This is a genomic window from Hominiventricola filiformis (assembly GCF_020686965.1).
GTDB lineage: Bacteria > Bacillota > Clostridia > Lachnospirales > Lachnospiraceae > Hominiventricola > Hominiventricola filiformis.
On sequence record NZ_JAJEPS010000001.1, the window covers coordinates 434655 to 447991 of the forward strand.

Below are 13337 nucleotides of genomic sequence, written 5' to 3' on the forward strand. Positions count from 1 at the left end.
GCCGGAGGGTTTGTTATGTATTGTATGATTGTCTAGCGTCTTTTTCTTTTTCTGGTATGAACCAGCATCATGCCTGCAAGGAGGACAACGACTCCGCCGGAGATAACGAGAAGAACTCTGATACCATTCTGCTCTTTCTCGGTGAGAGTGCTGGTCTGATCGATATAGATCGGTGTCAGGTCTGCTCCCATCATGACAAGTCTAGTGTCAACCGTCTGAAGCTTCTCATCCGTTGCGGTGAGGATATCTTCTGTCGTGTAGACTCCGTAGTTGCCGGTGGATGCGTTGTAGACAGTGGTAAGGCTCGCATCTGCAAGCTGTCTTCCGTCGGCTGCATCCTCTGTTACTGCAGTTCCATCTGCCGTAGAATCGCCATCGATCAGTTCTTCCGGTGCTTCCACATCTTCCGCACCCTGACCGTAAGCTCTGGTGCCGTCCGCATCTGCGGCAGCGCCGGCGCCGGTTACGGCCTGCTGTGCATCGTCCACACCGACTTTTGTCATGCTGGAAGAACCGCTTTCGCTGTTCTCATCCAGTGCGGCATCCGTCTGTGCCTTATCTGCTTCATCGGTCTGTGTGTCATCATTCACTTTCTGAAGAACACCGCCCGGTGTCTGCAGCTCTTCTTCACTGGCCTCTGCAAGTGCTCTGTCTTCCGATGCCACCGAAGTATCCGTCTGAGCAAGTGCTGTGCCTTCCTCCTGATCTCCTCCGGACTCTGCAATATCACCATTTGCATTGGTCACACCCGGATGGTCGATCGGAATTGCCTTCTCAGTGTCGAGACTCAGCAGCGAACCGTCATCCACTGTATCACCATAGCCGCTTCTTGCACCCTCCGGAAGTTCATCCGCATTCTCCAGCAGGTAGACACCAAGGTTGGTCTCCAGCTGCAGTGCGTTCTGATATTCCGGATTAACCACAGGCAAAGTATTGAAGAACTTCGCTCTGATAGTGCCCAGAAGATATGTAACGAAATTGCCGCCGTTGGCATCACTGCCCAGATCCAGCCACTCACCTGTGAAATAGTTGAATCCCCAGACAGTACCATGACTGTAGTAACCCATCACGATATGGTTGTCACTGCTGTTATCCAGTGTATTGGAAATATGAGCAATGTTGTAATTTGCAAAATCGGACGGATAATGGATCGGCTGCTCTACATCACTTAAGTCATGGGGCTCTGCTGCCTTCAGTACCGTCATATAGCGGTAATCCTGATAGGTATCAAGGATATAACCATCCGCTACATTACCATCTGTCGCAGATACATCCATGGTAAACAGCTGACCGTTCTTCACAAAGAGCTGTCTGGAGCTTACATAAGTCTCGCCTGCCCCATCCATTGTCTGGGTAAATCCAGCATAGGTGCGGATGCCGTAGCCTTCGTACTCACCGGTGTAGAGCGGTACGCTCTCCGGCAGAATAGTCAGTGCAGTCTCAGCTGCCTCGTAATTCACATCGCGCTCCACTACTGTAGCGGTGCCGGTGCTCTCCACCTTCGCATCATCAGACTCTGCGGTCTCGCTGTCGGATTCGGAATCTTCAGAAGCCTCGGCTTCTTTCGTCTTCAGCTTCTCAACCGGTTCCAGATCAGACATATCCACGATCTGTCCATCCGTCGTCAGTGCCTGTCCACCGTACAGGTTGACAAATCCACCGTCGTGGGTGATCCGGCCGATGTTGCCGTTAATCATATCTTTATTGTTAATATACGCATATGCGTCACCCCAGGTCATGACTCTTCTGGCTGCCTGTTCCGGTGTCACCTCACAGCTCTGGCTGTCGAGATAACTGTCGCCGGTCATGGCGTCGAAGAATTCTGACCAGGTAGTAATGGTAAGTTCCGTCTGGAAATCATAGGTCAGGGAGTATACTCTCGTATCAATATAGTATCCTGTCCGCTCTTTTCCGTCCAGATCGGTAAATGTCATCGGCGTAAGTGTTCCTTCCGGAAGCACTACATCCTGCCCGTCCGCCTCAATGGTAAACCAGGTTGTTCCAAAGTAGTTCTCATCTTCGAACGGAATGTTGCTGTCAAATTCCACATTCAGCGTATTGACGCCGGATGCATAAGCCTGTACTGCCGGTGCCGGTTCGGACGCACTGCCCATAAGCCACATTGCTCTCATAAGGGATAAGGTAGAAGCATCGCCCGGTACCGGAACACCGCCGCTGCATACGGCATCGGTGGAGCTGTAATATACCTTCTCTCCAGCACTGTTGGTGTAGTAACCTTCCTGTGCAGAAAGCGTCCTGTAATTCAGATTGGACTGACGGCTTCTCAGATACGGCATGTAACTTACGGTCTTATGACGGTATACTTTTGTATAGCCGTAAACGGTACGTGTATCCTTTTCTCCGGTTGTGGTGTCAATATATGTCTCCGTACCTTCGATTCGGCAGTAGTAGTAGCCGCTTCCGGTAAGCTGCATGGTGTTGGAAGTCTGTCCGGCAATCTTCGTTCCGTCATATCCTCCGGTGGAACTGCTGTACCACTGATAGCTGTCTACGGTCACACTTCCTGTAGCACCGGTTATCTCACCTACCTTAACGTAAGGTTTGTTATCGAAATTCCAGCCGCTTCCATCTCCATCGGTTCCTGCTGCGGTATTCACATCCGCCGCCGGTGTCTTGCATTCAGCATCGCTGTAAGCCGTACTCTTCACCGTCGGTGCGAACTTGCTCAGCGGGTAAACCACGCTGCCGCCCAGATATGAATTGTCGGCCGTTTTGATTCTGACATTCAGCTGACGTCCGTCTGCTTCCGCATTCGGGTCATCCGGATCTGCGGATACCAGAAGCTGATCCAACTGCTCCCTGGTCAGGTCCAGCGTTGCTTTTCCATTATCCACTGTAATAGTCTTAGATACCACATTGCTTCCGGAAGATACCGTATCTTTATTTACAGTATCGCCCCGCAGACTTGCTGCGCTGTTGTACCGCATCTGATTGGCTCTTGCATTCTGTGCTACCTCGTCAGCTGAGAGATCACGGTCATAACCCATAATGCTTCCGATGGTACCTTTCATGGAACCATAGGTATCAGAAGACCAGCTGGTTCCACCAAAGCGCAGCAGGTTGCCGTAACGGCTCTCAAATCCACCAGTTCTCCTGACATTATAGAGTTCCTGTCCATCCAGATACATGGTAAAGTCCATCGTATTATCCGCACTGGTGGCTCCCAGATAAGTTTTATATACCATGGTCAGCTGAACATACTTACCGCCAATATTTTTACCACTATCAGATTTATACAATGCCGGCCAGCTGCCGTAAAATCCATCCGCAAGTGTTCCGGCTTTGGACGCATTCAGTGCTGTATTATCCGCATACAGTATTGTACATCCATCTCTTCGGAAACAAAGCTCAAATCCGCCCAGTACACTGCTCCGGTTATAGATCACATAATTATCAATATTATGACGATCATCATCCATCTTCAGCATCATACTGATGGTAGCTCCGGTATATTGACCATTCTCATCGGTTCGGATTTTATGTCCCAGCTCACCATTGTCGATCGTATCAATGTACTCTCTATAACCAGTCAGGTACAGTCCGTTACTCTTCCAGCTTCCCTTCGCGAAGTTCTTCAACTGATAGCTCTCCGGTTCTTTCTCGTCCCCGTTTTCATCCGTCTGTCCAACGGTTGCCAGGTTGGTCCAGTATGCCGCATCGGGATCGAAGCCGCTGCCCGTGTTATTCAGGGCATCCAGCCAGAGTACCATGGAATCGTCCTGTACATAATTGCCTGTAGATACCTCTGCATTATACTCTCCATCTTCCAGACCGCCCTTTTCTTTGGTTCCCACATTCAGCTGGAAGGTACCTTTCTCCTGCGGAACGATAGCCGCATCGGTCAGTCCGGTCTCGGACAGTCCCATGTAGTTCCAGGTGTTGGCATTGAATCCAAGTTCTTCATAGAATCTCTGACTTCCCAGCTCGGATGCTGTTACTGGCTTACTGCCCAGTCTTGATTTTCCATCTGTGTTAAATCCATCCCAGATATAGAAATTCTTGATCTCGCCTGCCGTCGTACCGACTTCATCCTGTGCGATACCTGAACCATCTTCTGTTTTTCTTTCAAAGTTTGCCACCAGCTTAGCTGTAGTGCCAGTTGCTGCTGTCACACTGTCCGGTGCAAGAATGATCCTCTGGATATAGACGGTACCCGGATCTACGACAGATCCATCTTCCTTCACTGTATCTGCATTGATCTGTGTTGGTACTTTTTCATTCAGATAAAGGGTACCATCACTGTTTTTCTGCTGCGTACCATGATTGTATGTACCTGCAAAAGCACCTGCATTCTTAAGCTTTGCCGTCACTGTCCCTCTGAAATAGAAGCCATCCACATGGATTCTCCGGTTTGCATGATTGTTCATGATATAGCCATCCACAAGTCCTGCAAAACCGCCGGCATTCTCTCTGGCAGTGACCTCCGCATTCGAGTAAATATTCTGGTAATTACCACCTCTCGCATAACCTGCGATACCACCGGCACCGTTAGATGCCATAACGGTCGTATCTTTACTGAAGGAGTTATAGATAACAGCATAACACTGAATACCTGAGCCTTCATAGCAGCCGCCAAGAAGTCCGCCCATATACAGGGACTCTGCGGAACCGATCGTACAGTCCACAACCCCTGTACTGTTAATGGTCGTACTATAACTGGATCCAAGAACACCACCGGCATATTTGCCTGCCGTAATCGTGGAGCCTGTAATGGTGCAGTCATAAGTATAGACGTAACCCCCACCAATACCACCGGCATAATTCCCTGCACTGATGATGGAATCAGTGACGGCAGCCCGGTACACAGTTGACCATGAACTTGTCACGCCGCCTGCAAGACTGGATGCCGCATAGATATAGGAATCTTTAACTGTCACATCCTCTGCACTGATAACTCTGGCGATACCAGATGCTTCACTTCCTCGGGTGGTAACTCTTGCATTCTGCACGGTCACGTTTTTGAAGTAGTTGCAATCCATGCCATGACTGCCGCTGGTGCCATAACCGCTCACACCGCCGACATAATAACTGGTACTTTCGACAAATACATCATAGATCTTCTCACCGGATGCATCTACAGAGATCCCATCGGAACCTACCGTAATATCATTATTCGTATTGTCATTCGTATATCCGCTCACACCGCCGACATACTGGTAACCGCTTACATGGGTACCGGATACGGAGATCTTCTCGAATGCCGCATAAGGTGCACCGACCAGACCACCGGTTCCCAGATAGCTGCCAATATTGATGATATTCGTTCCATAAGTCGGATTTGCCGCCGTGCCGCTTACATCTCCTGTCAGAGTAACATTGCTGATATTGCCTCTGCTCACTCCGGTCAGGCCGCCCACATAGTTACCGCTGGCTGTCACATTGATATTATGAAGCGTGATATCTGTCAGCGCACCTTCTGTTGTTCCGATAGTACCAACTTCCGTAGCTGCTCCGGCTTTTACCGTGATATTTGTAAACTTAAGCTTTTCACCATTTCCCTGCAGATGTCCGATGATACCAATACTGCTTCCTCCATAGGAAGACACATCAAGGCTCATATTTTCAAATGCAAGACTATCCAGATTTCCGGAAATATCCGCAAATACGGCTTCTCCGGCACGGGCTGCACTGTAGGTAAGGTTGGTAAGCTTTCCTGCTTCTGTGGCAGTTACTTTTGCAGCTCTGACATTCAGGTAATTCCGCAGCTGCGTACTTGTCATTTCTTCAAAATTTACTTCACCTGCAATCCTGATATTCTGGTAACTCTGACCAAGATTCTGTTCTCCTGCATTGGAACCCAGATATTTCTTCCATTCAGCAATATTATGAATCTCCAGATACGGGATATCCTTCTCTTCAAACTGGAGTACACCGCTTAACGTCTGTTCTGCATTTCCCTTCTTCACCTTCAGCGTCACACGATAGTTATCCTGATAGCTGACAAGGCCTGTATAAACATAGAACTGCGTCGTCACGGTACCATCCGTCTCTGATTCCTGTGTCTTTGTATCCGGTTCATAGTTTCCACCCTCAGGTTCCGCTACATTCATACCTTCCACTGCCACGGATTCCACTGTGTAGAGTTCTTTTTCTTTGCTCTGCACGAAGGAAATATTCAACTGATAAGGATAGGTGCTGTCTGTCTTACCCGGTACATCTTTTGCCGCAATGACCTTGTTCATCTTCAGCGCCTGATCTTTCATCAGATGTGGTGTCTGACCAGAAAGCAGACCGCTTCCATCTTCGTCTCTCAGATATGGCAGAAGACCATATACTGATTCCGGTGAATCACTGCCAAGCAGCCGGAATCCGCTTCCAAGTCCAACTCTCCGGCTCCAGCCAATCTTTGCATTAGCACCGGACATGGTATCTGCAGACATCAGCGCATAGGCATCAAGCCTGTCGGTATTCTGCTTTCCATTTATATTCTGTCCTTCATATGCAAAACATCTGCTGGCAGTGACTTTCGCCGTGCCGATGCCGCTTCCGTAAATACGGCCTACCTTATCGATGGCACCGGTCTTCGAATAGATCTCACCCGCTGCGAAGGTACTGGTAATACTCATGGATTTATTAGCCGTACCAAGGATACCGCCAATATTATTGGCAACCGATACGATATCCACATCGGTCCATGCTCTGCGGATACGGCACTCGGAATTACCGACAAGACCTCCTGCACTTCCGAAGCTGCTGTCGATAGATCCGACTGCATAACTGTCTTCCGTGCTTCCGTTGCCTGTCGTGTTGCCGATGAGTCCTCCGATACCGGAGACGCTGCCTCCTGCATGGGCGGTAATTTCCACCCCTGAAGCATAACAGGAATTCACCTGCGTATTATTCAGATTACCCAGAAGACCTCCTACTGCCAGACTATAGGCCGTACCCTCCGGCTGTGCTGTCGTAATCGCCACTCCTGTCGCAGAGCTGTAAGATACCGTACTGTCTTTCAGGGTTCCTGCCAGTGCACCTGCGGCGGAAGAGGCAGAAGATATCTCCACATTATGCAATTCTACGTGACTGATATCTGTCTGTGAGGCTGTTCCTATAAGTCCCATGTTGGTATTGACACCAGTCACAGCAAGCGTCAGCCCGTCGATCTTCAGATTGGTCAGGCTGCTGCCTTCCATCGCCTCAATGATATATCCCTTCTCTGCCGGATAATTTCTAAGGGTGGGTGTACCTATCCGGTCTGCACCTGCAGCTCCACGGAGCGAACCTGTAAAGACCTCATAATTACCGCTTCCCAGAGACTTCCGGCTGATCTGTGCCACCTTGTCTGCGGAAGTACCACTAAAGTCAATATCTGCAGTGATCTGGTAGTTTCCTGCCAGGTCAATCTTATCTTCACTGAATGCCTCATTCCACTCTTCAACATTCGAAATGCTCTTCCAGAATTCAATCTGCAGATACTTCGCACCATTTGGAAGTGTTGCACCATATTCCACAGTTTTTGTGGCATCTCCGATGGCAGAGATCTTATATTCAAAACTCTTCAGTTCATATTCGGAACGGAAGGTCTGGGGATTGGTCAGTTTGACCTGTACGGCATATCCTGATTCACTGTCCGGATATCCAACAATCTGACAGTCAAGTCCGTCGATTGTGATCGCGGTAATCTGCCGCTTCCGGCTGTTGATGAATCGAATATTGGAGATGACATAATCATTGCCCTGCTCATCTACACCACTTTCTACCAGAACTGCATCCAGTGCTTCCGGTACAGAGGTACCAACCGTTCCCGGCAGGGTAATAGACGGCTGCTGCTCCATCATATTATCTTCCATGCGCACTTTCGGATAATAGCCTGCCTGGATATCTTCCTCTACATTGAACTGGCCTTCTCCATTCAGAAGATCATTCATAATAGACAGATTCCAGAGATCAGAGTCATCTGCCTTCACCTGGCTTGTGTAACTCTTATACTCCGTACTTGTCGGTGAGATATAATAGACGTTTTTCTCCGACCAGCTTCCTCCATGGGTGCCGACCGTAATGCCGCCGCCTCCATAGAAGGGTTCCAGCTTGCTCTGTACATTCGTCTCCGCATTGATCGAATATGCATAGCGGTCACCTCTGGCGATCACATTCTGCACAGTTCCTCTATTATATCCAACCACAAGGGCAGAGGATGCTGTATTCCAGGAACTGTTCTGCTTCTCCACATTCACATTGCCGACCATATAGACGTTCTGTACCAGTGCGCCATCAAAGTTATATCCCACAACCGTGCCGTTAGTGGAAGTGACATTCGCAGGATTTCCAAGATACTCGGCCGATGCAAAGTTCACACGGATGCTGGAACCAACATACGCATAGCCATTCTTGACAATACCTCCGCTATAATTCCCTCTGCAGATACCTCCAAAATTATCATGCGCTGTCAGGTCCGTATTATAGACAACAGCAAAGTTCTCAATCGTGCCATAGTTAGAGTAAGCTGCTCCGCCTATAACGCCCAGCGGGAAAGCTCCCTGCAGGTTATATTCCATGATAATATTCTTCACGGTGCCATAATTATTCGTGACAAGTGCACCTCTGTCACGATAACCGGTTGTCAGCTGCACCTTCCAGTTCAGGTGAAGATTGGAAATCTCCGCGCCATCCCGCAATGTTCCGATCAGCGGAGCATCCATCCGTGTCTTCGTAATCGTATGTCCCTGGGCATCAATCTTTCCATAGAAATTCGATACCACCGCACCAGTTCTGGATGTCTCAAAATCTTCTACGACCACGAATTTACCATAGGGGAACATGGAAAGTTTCGCCAGATCCGCATCATTGGCAATACTGTAAGTCGTCTCCTCTGTGGTAAAATGCAGCTCGGACAGAAGGATTTCCTCTCCATAGAGTTCTACCCAGAGTGTGACATCGTAGCTGCAGTATCCATCCAGTTCTTTCTGATGATGCCTGATTTCCGATTCGGTATCAAAGGAATAGGTCTCATCATACAGCACCTGATCGGACGTATCTGCACCATCAATGCCTTCTGCCTGATACCAGCGGATCGTATAACTTCTCGTATTATTATTGATGTCTTTTTTCAGGTCACCGCTGGGGTCATTGATTGTAGAACGGACATTTGCATAGAATTTTCCGTTCGTATCTGCCTGAAGGATCTTACCGGATTCTATCATCTCCTGATTGTATTCCCAGACTTTCAGCTTTGCATACTTCTGGTTAGAATTTCCAAGATTCACTGCGTCTTTGTAGTCTGCAATTCTCATATAGGCAGCACCGGCAGGAGCCTGGAATTTAAAGCCCATATAGATCTTGTCATAGACATCTATGATCTTATCATCGCTGTCATAGAATCCGACATATGCCTGTTCCGTCGGCTGACCTCCGGTCTTCACATAATAATGCCCCGGTGTTACCGATATCTTCTTACTTAAGGAATAACTTCCGTTTGACACCTCTTTTTTCGTCTGCACATTGAACATGGTGCTCTCTTTTACAGAAGAAGAACTGTCTTTCCATGCCTCCTGATAAAGTTCATTTCCATTGAAAATCTTATATGGATTATTGTCCTTCATGAGTCCCATGTCCGTAAGAGACATCAGTCTTGTAGCACTTGGTCCTGACTGGTACGTCGTATTCGATGTCATGCTGAAGCGCATATACTGCGCATCTTCCGGGATCTGAATCAAAGCATAATCCATGGCACCGAAACGGTCTCCGTAATTCGCACGGTATGTACTGCAGCGGATAATCATACGGTAATTAGAGCCCCACAACGGAAGTGCCGTATCCTCAGACTGTCCTGTATAAAAACTGATATATGGACAATCTGAAGTCTGATTGACCCGGTAAAGCATCAGCACATCACCAGGTGTCACTTTTACATAATCCGTCACCCACCAGGAAGTACTGGATATTTCGGTTTTCTTTCCATTGCTTTCCAGATAATATCCCGTTTCAATCTTATCACTGTCGATCAGATTCAAACTTTCGATACTTCCTTCATCCACATAAGCCAGTGCCTCTGATGCTCCCATCAGTGCCAGACTCGATGTAATGCCCTTTCCGGTCGTCAGTGTCCACTCATCCTGTACTACATCCAGTTCATAGGAACTCTGTGCGTTGACAGCTGAGAATGTCTGGTTATAGGACACAGCTATAAAGTTCACACGGTAGGTCTTATTATTCTTCAGACCCTTGAACCGGATATTCGGGAGGGTACTGTTCTTATCTGCTGTCGTGCTGACTACCTGGCTCTGTGATACCTCCCAGGCACTGTCATTCCAATACAGCAGCTGAACAACCACATTTCCGCTGCTTCCCTGATCAGAGGTGCTTCCGGTAATGGTGCCATCCTTATCGTAGATCTGCAGTCCGCGGATCTCGATAAAATCTGATACTGCATAGAAATTTTTCCGGCTGACTTCCGGCTTCAGACGCAGCATACGGAATGTCGTCGTATTGGCAGAACCGGTGACATCGTGCTCTTTGATGCCGCTTCCGGTATAACCCTGTTCTACAAAAGTATTGATCTGGGTCTGATAATACAGGGTGGAATTCAGGTTCTGATACTTAATGTCCAGCACCGGATTCTCCCTGCAGAGAGTCTTCCAGATCTCCTCCCCTTTTGTTCCTTTTACAGTGATCGTATATTTACCGGTCTCGGAAGCCAGTACATAATTCCCGTCTTCCGGGAAGGTTTTCGGCGTACTGCCATCTGCCTCATAGAAATCTTTTTTACGAAGCTGTGCGGTGTATTTCTCACTTCCGCCTCTGGTACCGCTGGTATTTCCTTCGATCAGTTTGATCTCAAACCGGCTGAACAGGCTTCTCAAGGCCTCTCCGGTAGAGTTCGTCATCTGAGCCGTCACTTCTGCGGTCGTATCCGCTGAGGTTGATTCCACAGTGAAATATGCATAACCCAGTCTGGTAATTGCCAGTGCCGCACTCTGATACTCACCGACAGATGCACGCATGACATCGGCCTCACGCGGCAGATTCTGTGTATTGTCCGGTGTCGCATTATAGTTGGCATATACCTTAAAGCTGTAGATCGTACCCTTTCCTGCCGGCAGGTTATGAAGCGTAATCTGCTGTCCGTTTCCTTTTTCAGCCTGCTCCGGATCAATGGCAATCCAGGTTCCGTCATAGAGTGTGGTCAGATCCGGATTTGCCAGTTTATCAATGGCAACTGCTTTTTCTTCTCCATTTTCTATGGTATATACCTGTAACCAGAGCTTTCTCGCTATATTTCCATCAGAAGTTGCCACCTGCTCTGCAAGAAGGTCCGCCTCATCGAGATTGTTGAGCTTAATACTCAGATTCTTCACACCGATCGTGTCTGCATCCGGATTGGTCACTCTCTTCTCCGTAATGGAGACAATCGGTGCTCTCTTCGCTGTCGCTGCAATTCCGCTTAAATAAAAAGTCAGATCTCCGGATACTCCTGCACTGGTCTGAAGCGGCAGGTCATTGCCAAATTTATCCTGCAGCAGAATCTGATAATGGAATACCGTATTACTGCTTAAGAAATCCGTATTAGCCACCGTTGCTTCTGAAGACCAGGCAATCGGTGTCCCGGCTTTCAGCTTCCGGAGGTCAGAGGAAGTCCAGGCAATATCCAGATAGTCTTTCTTGCCTTCCGGTGTTATCCGCACAGCCGTGCGGTACAGGTATTCTTTCATAATCTCCGGTACACCTGCAGTCAGTTCAGAAAGAGACAGACCATTGGTGCTTCTCGGCAGAATTTCCTTCGTGTTGTCATAAGAAACCGTAATCCGTTCCAGAAGCCCTTTCTGAAGTCCTTCTTCGATGGAATAGGTCTTTAAGGTGACTCCGCCTTCCGGCAGAAAATCTTTCTCGATCTTCTCACCTTCATTGTTGTAATAGGTAAAGGTTCCCTCTACCCGGATCGTCGTTCCCGGCGGTACCAGGGACAGATCCACGTCCATACTGCCGTCTTCATTCAGTTTCGTGCTTCGGATAGATTTTCTCAGACGGATGGTCTTCAGATCACTGCTGCCCCAGTACAGCTTATAGGTAATCTTATAGAGCTGTCCATAGGCATCATCCACGTTCACACTGGTTCTGATATGATACACTTCTGTATTAAAATCTCCGGCAGTAATGGTCGGAACATGATCGCCGATATCAGCCGGATCCTCCGTGACATTGCTGTCGTCCTGTCCCGGCTCTCCGTTTCCAGGCTGCGCGTTGTTATCCTTGACGCTGTCGCCTTTCTTATCGTCTTTTGTTCCATTGTTGCTGTTGCTGCTGTTATTGCTGTCAGAAGAACCGCTGTTTCCGGCATCTTTTCCGGAAGAACCGGAACCACTGCCTGAGGAAGCATTTCCTGCATTGTCCTGCCGGCCTGCATTACCTCCATTTTCTGAAGAAGCATTTCCATTGTTACCGGAATTCTGACTGTCCTTTTTCACAGAATCCTGCTGATTCTGATCTTTCTCTTTTTCTTCTGTATTACTTTCGCTTTTCAGACTGTCCAGGCTTTCTGCTTTTCCCGGAGTTGTGATGATAGTTCCGGCACTTGCAGTGGCCTCCTCTGCTCCATCGTCATAGCTGGCCGGTTCATCGGACGGATTGTCCACACCGGAACCGCTTCCCGGATTTCTTAAAAGATCCAGAAAATCCCGATAGTTCATATGCAGATTTCCGATGGTAATCTCTGCTGCCATAAGACTGGTAATCTCTCCATAATGAAGAGAACCATCCTCTCTGCTATAATACCGAATCTCACTGTCGTCAAAAAATACAATACTGTCTGCTGACACAGTATGAGAAACTGCTGCATAAGTCAATGTCATATTCTGGGCATTGATATACATTCCGTTGGGCAGTGATGTCAGAATAAAATTCTCCACATCTGCCTGCATACCGTCTTCCCCGAAGGTATTACCATTGTTGAGGCGCAGTCCGTCATAGACCTGCAGTCTGGTCACCATATCCTCACCAATGAGGGTTGCCCCATCATCGAGAAACCGGACGCCGGAACCGCTTTCCAGAAATTCCGGATAAGTTTTCTGGAATTTCTGCTGTTCCTCACCTACATAATAACTGCCCAGACGGCTGTATACTTTCTGCCATGCTGATACGGCATAAAGCCCCACCTCATCCTGGCTGACCGGATCTGTCACACCATTTTTCAGGGCATCACTTAACTCTTCTTCCACGACGTAACCGTCTTCCTGGATCTGCGTCAGTTCTTTTGCCTGAAGCATCATGGCTCCGACGACGGCAAGGACAATCACCAGGCCGAACATCAGTGTCTTTCCAAGATTACCTCCGGTATATGGAAGGGGAATGATAAACTTTTTCTTTTTCTTCTCTTCCATTCACTC

1 protein-coding gene is annotated in these 13337 nt (G+C 48.3%); it reads right to left on the reverse strand.

What is annotated here, in order from left to right:
- Positions 1-32: 32 nt before the first annotated feature.
- A complete protein-coding gene (locus LKD36_RS02205; RefSeq protein WP_308458486.1) occupies positions 33-13331 on the reverse strand; it encodes a hypothetical protein in 13299 nt (4432 codons plus the stop codon).
- Positions 13332-13337: the final 6 nt, after the last annotated feature.

Coding starts and splice junctions, on each gene's coding strand:
- LKD36_RS02205 (WP_308458486.1), bottom strand. CDS start 13,331: ATGGAAGAGAAGAAAAAGAAAAAGTTTATCATTCCCCTTCCATATACC.